This window comes from Kitasatospora sp. NPDC091276, from assembly GCF_040684355.1.
Taxonomy (GTDB): Bacteria; Actinomycetota; Actinomycetes; order Streptomycetales; family Streptomycetaceae; genus Kitasatospora.
The window spans coordinates 1-17,269 of the sequence record NZ_JBFBFU010000043.1 but is presented as its reverse complement, the minus strand read 5'-3'; the positions used below and the strand labels follow the sequence as shown (position 1 = coordinate 17,269).

Below are 17,269 nucleotides of genomic sequence, written 5' to 3'. Positions count from 1 at the left end.
CCCGTTGACTGGTTCTCAGATGCGGGCGCGGCGAGCGTCCGCGGATGAATTCCGGATTACTGTGGAGCACGCCGTGAAATTTCCTGCCACCTGCGCTCCTCGACTCAAGACTCGCGGGAACAACGGGAATCGACGGAAGCCCTGCCGATGACGGCCGACGGGTGCGAGCGGGAATCCCCGACGGTTCCCGGCAGGGCGCCGCACGCGCCCCGGGGGAACCGTTCCGGGCCGCTTCGGCGCTCCCCGACCGGACGGTGCGAATGCGACCCGAATTCCACGCCGCCCAGGAACGGCGAACGGGGGAACGGTGAGCGGGAACGGTGGGCGGCGAACGGCCGACCGCCGAATGACCTCACCCCGCAGGCGGGGCCGGACAGGAATCCCGAACGCTCCAGTCGGCCGCTCCGACGGCCCTGACCTGTGCGATCGTTGCGCCCGGCATGCCTATCCCCCCTGCGATCCCTCCCCGCAACCACCGTGCGGAACCTGCCACGACCGTCGCGAGGACCGGGCAATACCTTGACGGCCCGAACGCTCGGAACGACGAACGCGGAACAGTCTTCACGGCGGGTCACCCGCTCGCAACCCCTGGCGATTGAACGGAAAGCGACTCTCCCCGGAATCGGAACCGCAAAATCGCTGGTGTGACTCCCGGCCACACCCGGAACGCCTGATGACGGGTGTGAATTCTTTGGCCGAAACTGTGGCACCCGGATCCCCCCGGCCGCCCGGCCGGGTTTCCGCGGGGAATAGCCGAGTGATTCCCCTGACGCCTGGGGCGGTTGTGCAGGAATGCGACGGGACCGATCGGATGCGTCGCGGGTGAATCAATGAGGGCTCTGATGCGCGTGTGCCCCGATGCGCTTGTGCCGTGGTGCGCGCGTGCTCTGACGCGCTTCTGCCGTGGTGCGCGCGCGCCCCGTCTTGCGCGTGCCCTGGTTCGCGTCTGCCGCCCCCGGGCCACGGAAGGACCGCCGCGCTCGGCCACCCCGGGGCGCGGGGCGACCGAGCGGATCCGCCGCGCGCCGGAACGCGGGCGGGCTCGGGGCTCAGAACACCCGTCAGCCCTGCCAGGAGCTGCCGGTCGAGGGCCGGGTCGCCGTGCCACCGGTGAACGTCACCGCGCGCGACGGAGCGGACGGGGCCGACCCGGCCCCCGAACCGCTGGTCCGCACGGTCGGCGCCGACGAGGTGGTCGACGTCCCGCGCACCGGCGCGGCCGAAGTCCGCGGGGCCGACGCCCCGGACGCCGCCGCCGGCCCGCCCGTCGAGGTGCGCGGCGCGGTCGCACGGCCCTGCGCGGCCACGTCCACGGGCGCGCCGCCGCCCGATTCGACCCGCTCGATCCGCAGCACCAGGTTCCGGTCGCTGCGGTCACCGCCCCCGTCCCGGTTGCGACTGTGCACCACCTGCGTCAGCACCCCCCGGACCTCCTGCCAGCGCCCCTGCACCGCGCGGATGTTGGGACACCACTCGCCCTCCCGCCGGTGCTCCAGGTCGAGCTCCCAGCGCTCGGCGTCCACGAGGTGGCTCGCACCGACCGTCCCGGGAATCTCGACCGGACGGCCACCGCGCACCGTCACCACCGCCCGCTGCGGCCACTGCCCCTCCACCGCCGTCACCGTGATCCGGCTCCGCCCCTGGTACCAGGCCATCGCTGTCCTCCCGCATCCGTCCTCGCGCCGCCCGCCGTCCGCCGACCGGCCTCGGCCGATATCACGGCCGGCGCCCCCTCCCGGGTTCGAACGGCGGCTGCGGAGGTGCACGTCAGGGGGTGCGGGAGCCCGGGGGCGACGCGACCGTCGAACGGCCCTGTCGACAGATTCAGGTCAGGGCGATGGCTCGATCACACGTGCTATCGGTGATGGGCTGGGCGGTGGAGGCCGTCGCCGACTACGTCGAGAACGTCCGGCCGCGGTTCGGCTGCGCGGAACACCCCGCGCTGTGGGTGACCGAGCGGGGTGGCCGGATCAAGCCGGCGGAGATCAACGCCCGGTTCGTCGCCTATCGAGACGCGCTGAAGCTCCCGAAGGAGTTGGTCGTCCACTCCGCCCGTCACGTTGTCTCCGCTTAGTTCCCGTGTGGCGATTGACTCCAAGTAGCCGTTTGGCCTTGGGGTTTGTGAGTTGCCCCGGGCCGTGTGGTGTTTCTACTGTCAGCGCTCGTGATCCTGACCTTCTTCTCGTCCCACGGCTGGCAGTCCTGGGACATCGAGCACCGGCCGTTGATCCCCGAGGGGATGCCCGTGCTCGTCGACGACGACCTGCGCTTCGAGGACGGCCCGGCCGCACCGCGCCCCGCAGCGGTGGTGAACCGCTGGTTACGCGAGCTACCTGCGAACGGGGCACCAGCACCGAGCTCGTGGGAGAACTACGCGCGGGCGGTCAAGGAGTGGATGGAGTTCCTGGCCGAGCACGGGGTGGGGCTGTTCGACTCGCGGGAGCGGTTGAAGGCGGGGTTGAGCAGGTACGCCGAGCACCGGGCTGCGGGCCCGTTGAAGGCCCGGTTCGCGGCGACGACGTGGGGCCAGCACATGAGCATCCTGTCGTTGTTCTACCGGAGGGCGATCAACGAGGGGTACGCAACAGCCGAGCCGTTCACCTATCGGGCCGCGCGGGCTCTGTTCGCCGGGACTGGCCGGGAGGTGAAGGTGAACCTGGCGGTCCGCCGCACACCGAAGCCGCATGTGACGATCAAGTACCTGGAGCCGGACTTCACCGAACTGTTCCGCAAGGGACTGCGCGGGCTCGCCCCTGACGGCTCGCAGGACTCCGGGTTCCACGGGCGAGAGCTGACCCGCAACGGGGCAGTCGGGGATCACGCGCTGGCCAGCGGGATGCGGCTGCAGGAGTTCACCTACCTGCTTCCCTGGGAGCTTCCCGTCCTGCCTCCGGAGCCGACTACGGTGCCGATCCCCTTCCCGGTGCCGGCAGGGATCGCCAAGGGAAAGAAGTTCCGCACCACGTGGACTTCTTACGAGGCACTGGCCGGGCTGCACGACTACATCGAGCTGGACCGGGCCGCCACGACGGAGGGCTCATCCTGGCGGCCGCCGCGGCGTTGGGGCGACCCGCTGATGGTGACCGAGCCGGATGCCCAGGGAGGGATGATCAACGGGATACGGCGTCCCTGGGCATCACTGACTCCGGTCGAGCGGCGTCGCCTGGTCGCTCCTGAGGGCGGTTCGTGCCTGCTGGCGGTGAAGAACGGCGGCGGCCCGTTCACTGCTTGGGCCACGGTCTTCGAGCGCACATCCGACCGGATCCGGGCCCGCTTCGAGCCCCGGTTCCCGCACGTCTGGCCCCACCGATGTCGCCACACCTTCTCCATGAGGACCCTGGAATACCTGGTCACCGGGCACTACCGGCAGGCAGCGAAGCTCGTGCGGGACACCGATGCCGACGCCGCTCTGGTCTTCTACCTGAGCAAGGCGGACCCGCTGCTGGTCCTCCGTGAACTTCTAGGCCACTCCACCGTCCTGACCACGGAAAAGTACCTCCGCCGTCTGGACACGACGCGCATCTACCGGGAGGCATACGAGGGGGCCGGAGCCGCGGCCGGGCTCACCGATGACGCGGCGGCCGAGCGGGAGGCCGCGGCCGAGTTCGCCGACGAGATCGAGGACGGTGATCTTTGATGCCGACCATGCTGCTCGACGAACCCCTCGGCCTCACCTGCGTGTTCAGTGACGGTCGCCGCGCCGATTACAGCCTGGACGGGCTGCCGAACCCGCGCCTGGTCCGGGACCTGGCCATCGGTCTCGTGGACTTGATCCATCCGCACGGCACCGCGGACTCGGACGGCACGGTGAATTTCTACGTCCAGGCCCTGCGGAACATGGTCCGCACCCTGGCCGCACAGGGCTTTACCGGTGGAGTCGCTCAGCTGCGGCGAGGCCAGCTCGCCGAGTTCTGGATGGCCAGTCCGACCAGCCTGGAGGCTCTGACCCGCAGCCTGGTGGAGGGGTATGCCCAGACCGGCGGCGCTCTCGGCGAGGGGGTGCTGGAGCTCGCCTCGGGGCGTCACTTCAACATCCAGCCCTACCGCCACACGCTGCCGCCCTATGCGGAGGAGGAATGGCAGCGGCTGACCGCGGTCTGCCGCACCTTGGTCGACGACTCCTACATCGCCCACCGCGAGGCGCTCGCAGCTGCCGCCGACGGACGGCATCCCCTCGAAGGAGGGTGGCAGCCCGGCAATCTGCGTTGGCTGCTGGCCCGGGTCGGGCCCGTCAGTATCGGCGACTTCGGCCGGCACCTGGGGGTCTCGGCGGCGGTGGTCCACAACCGCGGCGGCTTCCACGACGCGACACGGGCCGTGTTCCCGCATCTGGACGCGCTGATCGCCTACCGGCTGCTGTTCGGCATCTACTCCGGCATCGTCCCCGACGGCATCGAGGACCTGGGCACCGAGGACATCGACTGGGCCGGTGACTCAACGGTCCTGCTCTCCTACATCAAGCGCCGCACCGCTGCAGAGAGCCTGAACCTGCCCCGCCGGGCTGTCCGGCTGCTGGAACAGTGGCTCGCGCACACGGCACTGCTGCGGACCTTCATGCCGCCGGAAGAACGTCGCAAGTTGTGGGTGGGGGTGAGCCGGGCCGGCGGGTCACGCCGCGTCCGCAGGATCGACCGGGTCGCCGTTCAGCGATGGGTCCTTCGCCATGGCGTCGTCGGGAACGACGGGGAGCCCCTGAAGATCCACCGGTCACGGATCCGCACCACCCACGAAGCCATGCGGGACAAGAGCACCTGGACGGGCAGCGGCCGAGCGACCATCGACCCGAACCACACCCCGGCCGTCGAAGGCGATCACTACCTCACGGCCGCGACACCGGCCCAGCAGCAGGCCATTGAGACGATCGTCGAGGACGCCCAGCACGACATGCTGCGGCGGGCCCATCCTCCGATGGTGATCACCGAGGAGGACGCCGCCGCGCTGGCCGGGGGCTATCCGCAGCTGGTGGCGGCCATGGACCTGGACGACGCGGCGATCGCCGAGCTGGTCGGCGGCCAGCGCGACGTGTTCACGGCCGCCTGCGGTGACCAGTTGTCCGGGCTGCACGGGCCCAAGGGCAAACCCTGTCCGGCCCGGCCTTGGGTCTGTCTGCTCTGCCCACTGGCGGTGTTCGCCCCTCGGCACGCGGTCAACATGCTGCGGCTGAAGGCGTTCTTCTCCCGGCAGTGGCAGCAGATGCCCGCCGCCCAGTTCATGGCGGTCTTCGGCCCCTACGCGGCCCGGATCCAGCAGATCCTCGACCGCTTCGACCCCGCCGTCCTGGCCGCAAGCGCGGCCCACGTCGCCGGCCAAGACGATGAAGTGCCCCTGAGGCCCGAGGAGATGACCGCGTGACCACTGCCGCTACTTTGGCCTTCGACGGCCGATCCGCGGTTTTCGCCGGAGCCGATGTCTGCCGGGAGGCCGGGTTCCGCCTCCCCGAAGGCACTCGACGCCCCGGTTCGAGGACGACACCTGGGACTTCACCGACGTCATCGGTCTGCCGGTCCAACTCGCCTTCTGCACCCGTCGTTTCGACTTCGCCGCGATCGCCGACCCACGGTGGCGTCTGGTCGCCAAGGAACTGGTGCTGGCGCTGTTCGCTCCGCGCCACCCGGCCGTCGCCCCACTGCCCAGGGCACACCGCACGGCCCTGCACCTGCGCAGTTGCGCGGGCCGGCTGGACGAGCTCACCAGGCTCTTTGCATGGCTGGACGGGCACAGCGTCGAGAGCCTGCCGCAGATCAGTACACAGACCTGCGAGGCATACATGGCCTACCGCCGCTACGTGCTCGACGAGGGCGGCACGGTCGTCGGCGAGCAAAGCCCCGGGACGCGCCGCGCCGCCGCGCAGGTCATCGTCGACCTGGTGAACTACCGCGAACTGTTCACAGCCGACCGTGTCGCCGCGGCTCTGCGACCCTGGGGCGGGGCCACGGCCTCGGCGGTCGCCGAGATGCCCAGCGGCCGCACCGAGAACAAGACAGCACCGGTCGAGCACAGCGTGCTACAGCCCATGCTCGCGGCTGCACTCTACGTCGTGTCCACCCTCGGCCCGCACGCTGTCGAACTGGACCGGGAAGTACGGGAGAACGACCGAAGCACTTCCTCCAAGAGCGCCGGGCTCCGTCACGGCGGCCCCGACTTCGCCGATGAGATCGTGAAGCTGCTGACCGAGTACACACGAACGTGCACACCGCTGCCGATGCTCGCCGAACACCGTGCCACCGACCGGCTGGCCGACGGCTGGGCCCCCGATGATCCGCTGCTGCCGGTGGCAACCGGAGCGCTGGCCCGACAGGCCGGGTTCAGCCAGTTCTGGTCGAGGTGGCTCCCGACTCTGCGCGGGCCTCTGGAAGCCGCAGTCGCCTCGGTGGGAGTGGAGAAGCTGTTCGCCCGCCATGCCCCCGAGGTCACCACGGCGGACGGCGCCTCCTCGGTGTCCTGGAGCTTGCCGCTGCACAGGATCCAGGCCGACGCACTGGTCGGGATCGTCCGCACGGCCGTGATCATCGTCCTGGCCACGATCTCCGGAATGAGGGCGAGCGAGCTGATGGAACTCCGGGTCGGCTGCCGTCGCCCGCCCGAGGAGCCCGTCCCCGGCCTGACCCGCTACCGCGTCGCGAGCAAGGTCGTCAAAGGCCAGCCACTAGGCGGAACCGACGATGAATGGGTCGTCATCGAACCGGTCTATCGTGCGATCGAACTCGCCGAGCAACTGCACGACGACCCGCGCGACGGGATCTTGCTCTTCGGCCGGTTCGCCTTCGGCGTCCGCTACAAGTGGTTCAAGAACTGGGTCAACTCCGAGGCAGGACAACGGCTCGGCCTTGCCCCGATTCCCGACGGGCCGGTCAACCTCCGGATGTTGAGGAGGGCCCTGGCCCTGGAAATGGCCTACCGTCCCGGAGGTGTCCTGGCCTCCAAGATCCACCTAAAACACATCGCCGTCGCCACTACAGAAGGCTATGCCTCGCGACCTGGCGGAGCTCAGGCCGAACTCCTGGCCGAGGTCAACAAGCACGAGAGCGACCGCAACCTCCAGCTGGTCCTGGCCGAGTTCCGCAACTACCAGCAGGGCATCCTGCCCGCCGGCCCCGGCGCCCGCAGCCTCACCGAGTTCTTCGCCAGCATCGACGAGAAGCTCGAACCGGCCGCAGCACCGGCGCCCAAGACCCAGCGCAGTGACCGAGACGTGCTGAACCTGCTGACTAAGCGCGCCAAGACCCTGCACATCGGCCCGGCGAACTTCTGCTGGCTCACCGACCCCTCGCGCGCGCTCTGCCTCAAGCTCGCCGGCACCCCCACCGCGGACCGGCCACTGGTCGGGATGTGTGACTCCGCCCGGTGCCCGCAGGCCACCCACCACCCCTGCCACCGGCCTGTCTGGGCCGAACACGCCGAACGGACGAAGACGTTCCTCGGTGACCTGGGCAAGACCCGCAAGACCGAACGCTCCCGCCTACAGCACGACTACGACCGGGCCCTTCGAGTCGTCACCGAGATCGACGCGGCCACCCTCGACCAAGCCGATGAGGACTCCGCATGAGGATCACCACAGCTCAGCGCACCGAGAACGAGAACCGCATCCGGGCCGCCATGGACCGGCTCCTCCGCGGAGAGATCCCGCCCGGCGGCAAGTGCGACATCAAGACCCTCGCCCGCGCGGCCGCCGTCGACCGCACCGCCTTCTACGGAACCCGCCCCTATGCCCACCTCCGCACCGAGTTCGAGCGCCGCCTCCAGATTCTGCAGGAAGCAGGGCAGGTCCCCGACCCGCGCGAAGCCCAGATCGAGCGGCTCAAAGCCGAGATCGCCACCCTGAAGGAACGGCTGGCCCGCGCCGAGAACGTGAATGAAGAGCTGAGCGAGTTCCGGACCCAGGCCCTGGCACGGCTCGCCGCCCAGCACGAGGAGATCCTGCACCTCCGCGGGTCAGCGGCGGTGGCAAGTCGCGTGACTCGCCTCCCGACGGCCCGAACCTCAACGATCGGATCCTGCAGTTAGGCAACCGTCCCGGCTTTCGGCACCGTCAGCAGCGGATGCGATGATCTGCCCGTGGGATTCACGCCGCGGGAGCCGGACCAGGTGAGGGGATTCGCTGTCGGACCTGGCCGCTAGGTTGATCGGATTGCCTCAGAGGAGAGGGAGCGTAATCGTGGAGCAGTCGGGCGTCGCAGCGCTCACACAGATCATGTCGCCGGAGCACGGTGCGGACGAACAGGTCGACTGGAGGGTCGCTGAAGCGACCTGGCACGTTCGCTTTCCCGCTGACTACAAGGCTTTCATGTCTGTCTACGGCGGCGGCTCGATCAACGGCGAGGCCAGCGTCCTGCTTCCCCTCCCTACGGAAGGCATTCAGTGGGACCCCGGCGACATGGCAGGGGAGACCGAGAATGCCCGCTATGGCTGGCAAATGGAGGGCGGCCGGGCCGCTCTTGATGTCGATCCGGGGCACATTCTCGCCTGGGGAATCACCTCGGGGCCAGACATTCTCTGCTGGCTGACCGAAGACAGTGATCCGGACCGCTGGCCGGTCCTGGTCTACGGGCGGCACACAAACCCGACCTTCACGATCCACACGTTCGGCATGGTCGAGTTTCTCCGCCGGTTGGTCCAGAAGGACCACGACCTGTGGTCGCCCTGGCCGATCAGCATCGGTGGTGAGCTTTGGAACTGTTCACCACCGACCTTCGTCCACTGGCGAGTGGAGCAACTCCGCTGGAAGGCAGGACTCGACCCTGCCACTGGCGAACCAGACCCCTACGCTGACATGTTCCCTCGCTGACGGTACTCAACGGAGTCATGACCAGCCTCATCGAGATGAGCGAACGCGAGTACTTCTCCAACGTCGGCAAGCGGCCCGGGATGTTCGTCGGCCGCCCTTCCTTCCACGCGCTGACTGCATTCCTCACCGGATACGACCAGAACGCGGCCCGGCACCGGTCTCCAGGACTGGTGGGATGGCGCGAGTGGCTCGTCGCCCGGCGAGGACAGGACTGCAACCACGCATGGCCCGGCCAGGTCCTGCACATCGCTCTTCCCGGCGGCTGGGACAACCCCTGGGACCTGCCGCCTGAGGACGAAGCCCGCGCGATCGAGGTTCTCTTCCAACTACTCGACGAGTTCCTTGCGGACCGAGAGAACGGCGAAGAAGCCCAGGTCACCTGAGCATCGAAGCAGCAACCTCCAGGAGGGATCGCATGTTCGACGACGTTCACGGCCTCACCCCTGACCGAGCCGCCCACCTTGTCTCTCTGGTCGAGCAGAGCCTTCCACTGCTCGACCAGGAGCGCGGAATGGAGGCCGTCCAACGCTTCCTGCGCAGTCAGGGGGCCAGCGTCATCGACTCCATCGTGGTCACCCGCGAACTGCTCGGCGCAGGCCAAGGATCCCTCGGGACGGCGAAGGAGACCGTACTCACAAGTGCAGCCCGGACTACCGAGCTGAGGGAACATCAGCAGCTCATCGAGGGCTTCGAGGAGGCATGATCAGCACGGTCCAGGGGCGTCACCCAGAAGTGTGGTCTGCCTCACATCTGGGTGGTCGCAATGCAACACGGCCCGGGAGAAGCGCGGCGAATGTCCCCTCCGAGTCCCGCGAGCTCAATACCAACACGGGCTGATCCGCACACGGCCTCTGCGGACACAAGGCACACCTATGTCACCCACCTCACCGAGGACGGTGTCGACCGCCGCTTCATCCAGCAGCAGGTCGGTCACGAGAACGACAGCTCGACCGCCATCTACACCCACGTCAGCGACGACTTCATGAACACCATGCTCCATAAGGCGCTCGCGCCCGTGCTCGCGCCGACCACCTCCGCAGACAAGGACCGCTGATGGCCGCCAAGCTCGACTACCACTGGCACCTGCGCAAGGTCATGGCCGACCGAGGGCTGTTCTCCACCACCGACCTCATCCCGCTGCTGGACAAACGCGGCATCACCTTGTCCTCCAGTCAGGTCTACCGACTCGTCGTCGAGCGCCCCGAACGGCTCAGCCTGAGGATCCTCATGGCCCTGCTCGACATCTTGGACTGCACCATGGACGACCTCATCGAACCCGTGGCCGCAGCCGGTGCCGGAGCAACCAGCCGAACAAAGAAGGCAGTCGGCGCCGAGGCCGGTGTTGGTGATCTTCGGCCCAAGCGGGCCCGCATCCGTGGTGTCGAGCGACCGTGACTACCACGGGACACCCTGATCGGGCGGTCTCCGATCCGATCGGAACGATCGTGGACTTGGTCGCGGCCATCGAACCTCAGCTGGGGACCGAGCAGATCCGCACCGTGGTCACCGGCATCGCGGGCGGCCGGGCGAAGGCCCGCCGTCTCGCGTCCCACTTGGCTGGGCGTCCCGGTGTGTTGACCGACGGCCGCTCGCCGGCGCCCCGGGCCGTCGGTGACCTGCTCATCGCGCTCCGCGAGGCAGGCGCCTCGCACATCTCGCCTCCCTGTTGCGCCGACTGCGGCAAGTCGATGCGAACCCTCCAGCGCCGTGGGCAGGACTGGTACTGCTGGATCTGCGGACCGCAGCCCGAGCCCTGCGGCGCCTGCGGAAATACCCGGCGTGTCGCGACGCGGGATCGCGCCGGGCGGCCGCGCTGCAAGATGTGTCCGGACCTCGACGACCGGGATCCGATCACGGTCATCCAGACGCTGGTCAGCGCTCTGGACCCGGCCGCCGATCGCGGGGCGATAGCCGACGCGGTCCGCCGCTCTGCACCACGCCCCGCCTACCAGCAGAAACTCGCCTGGGCCCTGGAAACCGATCCCGGCCTGCTGACCGGGGACGGGCACCTCGCACCCCTTCGCGCCATTCTGCGGCTGATCGACCTCCTGCACACCGCGGGCATCGCCGGAGTCGTCCAACCCGCCTGTCCCCGCTGCTGCAGAGTCGTCCGCATCGACAAGCCACTCGATGGTCAGCGGGTCTGCCGCACCTGCATCGCCCACAGCCGCCTCCAGGACTGCTCGCGCTGTGGGGCCCACCGTGAACCCGCCACCCGCGACGACCAGGGCCGACCGCTGTGTCCGAACTGCCTGATCACCGACCCCGCGAACCTCGAAACCTGCATCAACTGCGGCCGCCTACGTCTGGTGAACACCCGCACGCCAGACGGTCCGATCTGCCCGAGCTGCCCCGCTCTGCGCACCGCGACCTGCTCCATCTGCGGCGAGAACAGACCCTGCGGCACCTCCCGCACCACCGGTCGCCCCTGGTGTCCTACCTGTCAACGCCGCACCGCCTCCTGCTCGGCCTGCGGCCGCCTCTCAGCGGTGATCTCCGGGACCCTCGCCGAACCCCTCTGCGCCGACTGCACCGCCCCCGAGGTCTGGCACACCTGCCCCACCTGCACCGATCCCGACCATCCGCACCCGGGCCAGTGCGCCCGCTGCCTGATCAACCAGCGCCTCAACGAGCTGCTGGGGCCTCCGACAGCGACCCTCCACCCCGGACTCCAGGCCCTCCGGCGCAACATCGCCACCGCCGAATACCCCATCACCGCCAGGCGCTGGCTGAACAAGCCCTCCGTCGCCCCGGTCCTCGCCGACCTTGCCGCAGGCCGACGTCCACTCACCCACCAAGCCCTCGACGAACTGCCCGACACCCAGCCCCTCGCGCACCTGCGTCAGGTACTCGTCAGCGCCGGCGCCCTGCCCGAACGCGACGAGCACATGGCCCGCACCGAACGCTTCCTCGCCGACCTGATCACCTCCCAACAGGACCCCGACCAGCGCAGACTCCTCCACCGCTATACGACCTGGCACCTCGTCAGGCGACTGCGCGCCAAGAACAACGGCCAACCCGCCACGCTGCAGCAGTTCAACTCCATCCGCCAGCGCACCCACGCGGCCGTCGCCTTCCTGAGCTGGCTCTCCACCCACAACCTTGCCCTGGCCACCTGCGGACAAAGTGACCTCGACCGCTGGCTCACCGACGACTCCGCCACCTACCGCGAGACCGCCGGCCACTTCATCCGCTGGGCCCGCACCAACAAGCTGACCACCATCCACGCCCCCGCCCACCGCTGGAGCGGCCCGACCCAGCCCCTGGACGACCAGCACCGATGGGACACCGCACGCCGACTCCTGCACGACGGCGCTCTCAAAGCCGAAGACCGCCTCGCCGGACTGCTTCTCCTCCTCTACGCCCAAAGACCCGCAGCGATCAGCCGCCTCACCACCACGGACGTCGAAGCCGACGCTCAAGGAGTGCGCCTCCACCTCGGCCAAGCCCCTATCCAGCTGCCCGAACCAGTAGCCGCGCTCGCCCGCGCCGTCACCGCGAACCGCAGCACCGCACTCTTCCAACTCGCCACCGAGATCCCCGCCGCGATCCTCGCCCGCACCCTCGGCATCCACACAGACGTCGCCGTCACCTGGCAGCGACTCTCCGCCGGCGACTGGACCAACTACGCCGCCGAAGTCAGCCACCGCATCAACCACACCCACCAACACGGAGACGATGATCATGCCCCTCGATGACCAGCACATCTGGGCTCTGCTGAGGGACCTCGACGATCCCGACCACATGGAGTTCCCTCAGAACTACGACCACGCCGCGACCCGGGCCCGATTCGACCAGCTCGCAGCCAGGCTGAATCAACGGTTCCAGTGCACCTGCTCCGTCGATCGAGGCGTCCAGGACGCCAGCCACCACGGGACGATCGTCATTCCCACCACGGCGACGGCCAGCGGCGACCACATCGCCATCCGTGTCAGCAACTTCGGCGCCCTCGTCACCGTGACGCTGGGGAACCCTGGCAGCTACGACGAGGAAGAAGAGAACCTCCTCTTCGAGACCGCAGACCGGCGCCGCATCAAGGACGAAGTGGAAGCGCTCGGCTACATCGCGGTCTCCGAGCACCTGCTCTGGACCCGATACGACGGCGCCAGCAATCTCGCCGCCTACTACCCACCCGAGCACCCACCAACCTGGTGGACCCGCTTCTTCGACTACCTGTGAGCCCGCTCCACCCAACTCTGCACGCAGGCATTCGGACAGTTCCAATACCCGACGTCACCATTACACGTCCGACTCCACCTCCAGCGCCAAGCCATCGACACCCTCAGCAACGCCCTCCGCGCCCCCGCCCAGCCCACCACCCGACCCGACGACGGCGACGAACCACCCACTTGTGCAGCACCCGTCCGCTGACGTTGCCGTCAACCGTTGCCGTCAAGACGCCCAGAAGCCCCCCACCGGGATGAGAATCCGGTGGGGCTTATGATCTTGGAAGGAGCTACTTCCGCGAGGCTCTAGAAATCCATCCTTCGAGCCCTATGACAACCCTTTCTAGATATACCTCAAAGTCTGCGCCGGAAATCTCTCCGCTCTCGAAAGATTGCCATGCTTCGACCAGCGTATCAACCAGATCACTCTGCTCGATGAGGAGATCGGAAAGCTCCTCTCCGCCCAGCGAGCGCTTCCCCTCAGAAATCACCCAAGTGACACTCGCCGCGTCCGCCGAGATCCCTCGGCCAGCGAGTTCGACAGTGTGCCACGAAACTCGCGAGTCAGCAGCCACCCTGAGGAAAACATCGAGAGCCTCGGAGTTTCTTGCAGCCATCAACGTTCCTTGCAGTCAGGACACAACACTTGAAGATGCTGGTCAGCGTATCGACAGCGAGCATCCTCCTGGTCACCGGAGAGGAACTTCCTCGCCCACGGGATGGCCGCCTTTCCTTCCGGAACGTCAACTCCTCCCGCTCGGAGAAAATTTGCACAGTACGTCAGGCAACTGTTCCCCAGCGGGTGATACGGACCCCAGCTTCCCTGAGTTTCCTTCTAGAATTCCAGGGCAGCCTTAGCATTCGGAAGGTCAATGTCTCGGCTCATGATGCTCGGAGGGCCAGAATACGGCGAGACAACCGCTTCCCCGTCGTGAGGCATCAGGTGTGTGTGCGTCACCGTCTCACCATCCGTCACCTCAATACTGAAGTGATTTTCCGTCGCCGTGATAGTGCAATGTTGCGACGCCATCACCGCACGTGTTGTGCACCAGGACCGGCGTGGTCCCCGCCAGCACATAGTACGTGTGCTACACGACCCCTCTCCACCTGCATTTTCGCAGGTCAGCGGTAGTTTGACGGTCCGTCGGTGCTCGTGGATGTGCGCTGAAGTCCGTGGTTGTTGCCGTCGCTACTGCCGTCAGAGGTGTAGACCAGTCGTGCTGTCGTCGGCCGCGCGCGTGATCCTACTGCCAAGCTCCGGGCTCGGCGCGGACGATAGTGCGGGTGGTCTGCTCGTACGAGTGGTGCCCGGTCTGCGCGCAGTGTCCGGCGATCCAGCGCGTCAGCTCCTCTGGGGTGTGTAGCTCGCCGGATGCGGCAGCGCAATTCCGTTCTTCGCCGGTGACGCAGACTGCCTCGAAGGTCGGCAGCGCCAGGGGGTCGGTCGCGGTGGTCACGTGGTACTCGCGGAAGCGGTAGTGGGTGGTCTTGCCCATCAGCCTTCCTCGTTCCCATCAAGGGGGCTGGCGTTCGCAGGTTCACCCTCGTCGGCCGCCTCCTCCTGCGGCGCCGGGATGCGCTGGCCGCGCGACTCGGCGACCCTGAGCGCGTCCGACAGGGCCTCGGTCAGCCGGCAGGCGAGCCACCGGTACTCGATGGCCGACTCAGCCTTGGCTCCGGGGGTCAGGATGCCCCGGGCGTACTCCAGGAGCTCCTGACCCATGCCGAGTTGCACGGTTTCGATGCCGTCAGCGAGCGTCGAGATGTAGCCCTTGCCGTCGGTGCTCAGGTAGCAGGGGCGTCCGTCCTCGGTGGTCCATGGCAGCAGGCGGGGTCCCGCCATGCCCGACGCCGCTTCGTGCAACTCCCTGCGACGCAGACGGTCCGCGTCGCTCCTCGGCATGCCCATCGTGGATCCCCGGCCTCGGTCGCTGGAACAGGACACGGCGACCGTAACGACCTGGCCATGCGTCATTCCACGGACCCAGCAGGGCAGATCGCAACGCAAGGTTCGCGAACTGCCACGCTACGTAGCAGCTATCCGACGACGCCCAGGTAGCCGGCCATCTCGCGCATGTCGCTGGTCAGTGTGCGCTTGCGCTGGCTCAGGATCTCCTGCATCGTCTCGGCGGCCGAGTTCTGGTGCCTCAGCCACTCGGGGGCGGCCTCACGAGCGCGGGTCAGCTCGTCCATGGCCGCCGACAGGTCTCCGGTTCGCGTGTGGGCGCGCGCCATGTCCAGGGTGAAGCGGTTCCCGTCGTTCGTGCTGGGCCTGCCCAGTCGCTTCCACGCCTTCGGCGACAGCTCCACCTCTTCACCCGCCTTGCGCACCACCGCGCGGGCGTCGCCGACGACCATGGAGTCTTCGAGTGCCTTGATGGCGGCGGTCACCGGTCCGAAGACGGACCAGTGTCGGGAGACGTTGCGGTGTGCCGTGCCGACGGCGGTTGCCGCCACCCGCGCCGCCCTGCGGTACGCCTTGGCCTCGTCCGGGCGGTTGTTGCGTGCCGCTGCGGCTGCGGCCTCCATGGCCAGACCGCCCCACACCGCGTAGTGGTCCGGTTCGGCGCCGGTGATCTTCGGCTCCACCACGTCCATGCTCTGGGCAGCGATCCGTTCCGCCTCCTCCAGCCGGCCTTGCCGCACCAGCAGCCAGCACATACAGCCGACTCCGGAGCCAGCCGCGAGCATGTCCCCACCTGCCCGGGCGTCCGTGATGGCTCCTCGCAGGGCCGTGTAGGCAATGTCGTACTGCCTCACCTGCGTGAGGTACGTGCCGGCCAGGCGCAACGCCTCGGCGCGGGCGAGCAGGGCTTGCCGGTGCTCCTCGCCGCTGTCGTAGTGGGCGACGGCCCGCGCAGCGTCCCGCAACAGGCCGGGCAGTTGGGCGGCGACGCTCTTGTAGCTGTCGGAGAAGTACAGCACCCGCGCGTCTCGAACTGTTCGCGCGTAGGCGCGCAGGTTCGGTTCCTCGCCCACGGCGTCAGTGTCCTGGTCCACGAGCCCCACCGCCGGGGTGAGCGCGGCACGAAGCTGGATGAGGTTGAGCCGGTTCGGCTCCTCCGCCCGTCCCACGGGCTCCGGAGCGTCGGACGCGACGAGTGCCGCCGTGGGGATGCCCAGAGCGCGAGCCAGAGCATGAAGCGTCTCCATCCGGACCGTCCCGCCCTGCTCGTCCTTCCGGACGGTCGCCGGAGACAGACCCGCCGCGTGCGCAAGTTCCTCCTGGCTCATCCCGGCGCGGCGCCGATACTTCCGTACGTTGTCCGCGAGTTCCATCGTCATCTGCTCACCACCTCCAGCGCCACGGTACGCCTGACGGTGAACTGACCGGGCTCTCTGGGCAGATACCCACCCGGGACGGTGACCCACCGCCACGCGCACCGTCGGGCAAGCGGTTGACTGGACGGCGCGGCACCAGAGACTTCGGCAGGCCGCGGGCCTGAGCGGGACGGGTCCCTCGTCGGTCGGGCAGCTTCGCCGGACCAGGGTTCTCCGGGGGCCGCCAAGGCTCACCCGGTGACGCCTGCGCTCGGTCTTGGTGGCCCCCGGGGGATCCTGGTACGCCTCCGGGGGTCCGCCGGTGAGGGGCACGACCCGCGACCGCGACCTCTCACCACGACGGTGCTGCACCGGTGCTCGGCCCCTGGTCCCTCGGAGGGAGGGCCTGGTGTGGGGTAGAGCCTTGCGGACTGCGCTGCTCTCGCTGGTGTTGCGCGCCCGGACGGGCGGGGCTGCCGCTGAGCGGGGCGGAGACAGGAGCGGGCGGCGGCCCCGCCGGGCCGGAGCGCGCGGCCCGCGACAGCGGGCCGCCTTGAATCAGTAAAGAAACGCTGAACAGCTCCGGCTCCGCCGGCCTTCGTCACCACCGCGAGCAGGCCGGGACACTCGCACATCGGCGTGACCGCGACAATGTCCGCACGGGTCCGCCTCCGCCTCCGCCTCCAGTACGGCGCCATCGACTTCCTCAGCAGCGTGCTCGGCGGGCCCTCCTGGGCTGCCACCGAGCTCGACAACGACGACGCCCCGCCGCTTTGTGCTGCATCCGTCCGTTGACGTTGCCGTCAGACGCCGCAGCGGCCCCACCGGAAATACATTCCGACGGGGCCGCGCGCGTTTCGAGCTACGTGGAGTCACATCGCTGCGTCGGCATCAATCAACCACGCTTCGAAGTCCTCAACATCATGGAGACCGAAGCCATTGACCCACAGCCCAAGGTTGACGCTATTGAAGTTGAATTCGTGATGTCGCTCGGATGGGTGAAGCAGTAGCGTTCGCCTGCCGTTGGAGGGTTGGTCCCGGTAGTCGTGTGCTGTGA

General features: G+C 68.3%; 18 protein-coding genes. 12 read left to right on the top strand and 6 right to left on the bottom strand.

Features of this window, described 5'->3' with window-relative positions:
• Window positions 1-1,061: 1,061 nt before the first annotated feature.
• Entirely contained in the window at window positions 1,062-1,655 is a 594-nt protein-coding gene (locus AB0O19_RS34820) for a hypothetical protein (RefSeq protein WP_363625338.1), read from the bottom strand.
• Window positions 1,656-1,837: 182 nt separating this feature from the next.
• Between AB0O19_RS34820 and AB0O19_RS34815 the strand changes: the two genes are divergently transcribed.
• From AB0O19_RS34815 to AB0O19_RS34760, 12 genes are all read left to right on the top strand, one after another.
• Entirely contained in the window at window positions 1,838-2,074 is a 237-nt protein-coding gene (locus tag AB0O19_RS34815; protein WP_363625335.1) for a hypothetical protein, read from the top strand.
• A gap of 165 nt (window positions 2,075-2,239) precedes the next feature.
• Window positions 2,240-3,637 carry a site-specific integrase gene (locus tag AB0O19_RS34810; RefSeq protein ID WP_363625348.1) on the top strand — a complete coding sequence of 466 codons (1,398 nt, stop codon included), beginning with the start codon at window positions 2,240-2,242 and terminating at the stop codon, window positions 3,635-3,637.
• A gap of 8 nt (window positions 3,638-3,645) precedes the next feature.
• On the top strand, window positions 3,646-5,352 hold the full coding sequence (locus AB0O19_RS34805) for a hypothetical protein (RefSeq protein WP_363625333.1): 1,707 nt from the start codon (window positions 3,646-3,648) through the stop codon (window positions 5,350-5,352).
• Window positions 5,353-5,584: 232 nt separating this feature from the next.
• Window positions 5,585-7,546, top strand: coding sequence for a site-specific integrase (locus tag AB0O19_RS34800; RefSeq protein ID WP_363625331.1), 1,962 nt, complete (start codon window positions 5,585-5,587; stop codon window positions 7,544-7,546).
• On the top strand, window positions 7,543-8,004 hold the full coding sequence (locus tag AB0O19_RS34795) for a hypothetical protein (RefSeq protein ID WP_363625329.1): 462 nt from the start codon (window positions 7,543-7,545) through the stop codon (window positions 8,002-8,004). The genes AB0O19_RS34800 and AB0O19_RS34795 overlap by 4 nt, the downstream gene beginning before the upstream one ends.
• A gap of 151 nt (window positions 8,005-8,155) precedes the next feature.
• Entirely contained in the window at window positions 8,156-8,785 is a 630-nt protein-coding gene (locus tag AB0O19_RS34790; RefSeq protein ID WP_363625327.1) for an SMI1/KNR4 family protein, read from the top strand.
• 17 nt (window positions 8,786-8,802) lie between these two features.
• Window positions 8,803-9,168 (top strand): hypothetical protein, encoded by a 366-nt coding sequence (locus tag AB0O19_RS34785; protein ID WP_363625324.1) that lies wholly within the window; start codon window positions 8,803-8,805, stop codon window positions 9,166-9,168.
• Window positions 9,169-9,200: 32 nt separating this feature from the next.
• Window positions 9,201-9,488 (top strand): hypothetical protein, encoded by a 288-nt coding sequence (locus AB0O19_RS34780; protein WP_363625322.1) that lies wholly within the window; start codon window positions 9,201-9,203, stop codon window positions 9,486-9,488.
• A gap of 60 nt (window positions 9,489-9,548) precedes the next feature.
• Window positions 9,549-9,839 (top strand): tyrosine-type recombinase/integrase, encoded by a 291-nt coding sequence (locus AB0O19_RS34775; protein WP_363625320.1) that lies wholly within the window; start codon window positions 9,549-9,551, stop codon window positions 9,837-9,839.
• On the top strand, window positions 9,839-10,180 hold the full coding sequence (locus AB0O19_RS34770; protein ID WP_363580306.1) for a helix-turn-helix transcriptional regulator: 342 nt from the start codon (window positions 9,839-9,841) through the stop codon (window positions 10,178-10,180). Before AB0O19_RS34775 ends, AB0O19_RS34770 begins: the two co-directional genes overlap by 1 nt.
• Before the next feature lie 50 nt (window positions 10,181-10,230).
• The gene (locus AB0O19_RS34765) at window positions 10,231-12,483 is read left to right on the top strand and encodes a site-specific integrase (RefSeq protein ID WP_363625318.1); all 2,253 of its coding nucleotides are present in this window, start codon (window positions 10,231-10,233) and stop codon (window positions 12,481-12,483) included.
• Entirely contained in the window at window positions 12,470-12,964 is a 495-nt protein-coding gene (locus AB0O19_RS34760; protein WP_363625316.1) for a hypothetical protein, read from the top strand. Before AB0O19_RS34765 ends, AB0O19_RS34760 begins: the two co-directional genes overlap by 14 nt.
• Before the next feature lie 277 nt (window positions 12,965-13,241).
• Here the strand turns inward: AB0O19_RS34760 and AB0O19_RS34755 are convergent, their stop codons facing one another.
• From AB0O19_RS34755 to AB0O19_RS34735, 5 genes are all read right to left on the bottom strand, one after another.
• Window positions 13,242-13,568, bottom strand: a complete 327-nt coding sequence (locus tag AB0O19_RS34755; RefSeq protein ID WP_363625314.1) for a hypothetical protein — start codon at window positions 13,566-13,568, stop codon at window positions 13,242-13,244.
• Window positions 13,569-14,195: 627 nt separating this feature from the next.
• The gene (locus tag AB0O19_RS34750; RefSeq protein WP_363625312.1) at window positions 14,196-14,447 is read right to left on the bottom strand and encodes a hypothetical protein; all 252 of its coding nucleotides are present in this window, start codon (window positions 14,445-14,447) and stop codon (window positions 14,196-14,198) included.
• Window positions 14,447-14,860, bottom strand: coding sequence for a hypothetical protein (locus tag AB0O19_RS34745; protein WP_363625310.1), 414 nt, complete (start codon window positions 14,858-14,860; stop codon window positions 14,447-14,449). Before AB0O19_RS34745 ends, AB0O19_RS34750 begins: the two co-directional genes overlap by 1 nt.
• Window positions 14,861-14,988: 128 nt before the next feature.
• The gene (locus AB0O19_RS34740) at window positions 14,989-16,236 is read right to left on the bottom strand and encodes a helix-turn-helix domain-containing protein (protein WP_363625308.1); all 1,248 of its coding nucleotides are present in this window, start codon (window positions 16,234-16,236) and stop codon (window positions 14,989-14,991) included.
• Between the two features lie 848 nt (window positions 16,237-17,084).
• On the bottom strand, window positions 17,085-17,269 hold a 185-nt coding region (locus AB0O19_RS34735; protein ID WP_363625306.1), incomplete at its 5' end, for a hypothetical protein.

What these genes read in the sequence shown, in the direction of transcription:
- AB0O19_RS34820 (WP_363625338.1), bottom strand. Translation starts at nt 1,655, where the DNA reads ATGGCCTGGTACCAGGGGCGGAGCCGGATCACGGTGACGGCGGTGGAG.
- AB0O19_RS34815 (WP_363625335.1), top strand. Translation starts at nt 1,838, where the DNA reads ATGGCTCGATCACACGTGCTATCGGTGATGGGCTGGGCGGTGGAGGCC.
- AB0O19_RS34810 (WP_363625348.1), top strand. Translation starts at nt 2,240, where the DNA reads ATGCCCGTGCTCGTCGACGACGACCTGCGCTTCGAGGACGGCCCGGCC.
- AB0O19_RS34805 (WP_363625333.1), top strand. Translation starts at nt 3,646, where the DNA reads ATGCTGCTCGACGAACCCCTCGGCCTCACCTGCGTGTTCAGTGACGGT.
- AB0O19_RS34795 (WP_363625329.1), top strand. Translation starts at nt 7,543, where the DNA reads ATGAGGATCACCACAGCTCAGCGCACCGAGAACGAGAACCGCATCCGG.
- AB0O19_RS34785 (WP_363625324.1), top strand. Translation starts at nt 8,803, where the DNA reads ATGACCAGCCTCATCGAGATGAGCGAACGCGAGTACTTCTCCAACGTC.
- AB0O19_RS34780 (WP_363625322.1), top strand. Translation starts at nt 9,201, where the DNA reads ATGTTCGACGACGTTCACGGCCTCACCCCTGACCGAGCCGCCCACCTT.
- AB0O19_RS34775 (WP_363625320.1), top strand. Translation starts at nt 9,549, where the DNA reads ATGCAACACGGCCCGGGAGAAGCGCGGCGAATGTCCCCTCCGAGTCCC.
- AB0O19_RS34770 (WP_363580306.1), top strand. Translation starts at nt 9,839, where the DNA reads ATGGCCGCCAAGCTCGACTACCACTGGCACCTGCGCAAGGTCATGGCC.
- AB0O19_RS34760 (WP_363625316.1), top strand. Translation starts at nt 12,470, where the DNA reads ATGCCCCTCGATGACCAGCACATCTGGGCTCTGCTGAGGGACCTCGAC.
- AB0O19_RS34755 (WP_363625314.1), bottom strand. Translation starts at nt 13,568, where the DNA reads ATGGCTGCAAGAAACTCCGAGGCTCTCGATGTTTTCCTCAGGGTGGCT.
- AB0O19_RS34750 (WP_363625312.1), bottom strand. Translation starts at nt 14,447, where the DNA reads ATGGGCAAGACCACCCACTACCGCTTCCGCGAGTACCACGTGACCACC.
- AB0O19_RS34745 (WP_363625310.1), bottom strand. Translation starts at nt 14,860, where the DNA reads ATGGGCATGCCGAGGAGCGACGCGGACCGTCTGCGTCGCAGGGAGTTG.
- AB0O19_RS34740 (WP_363625308.1), bottom strand. Translation starts at nt 16,236, where the DNA reads ATGACGATGGAACTCGCGGACAACGTACGGAAGTATCGGCGCCGCGCC.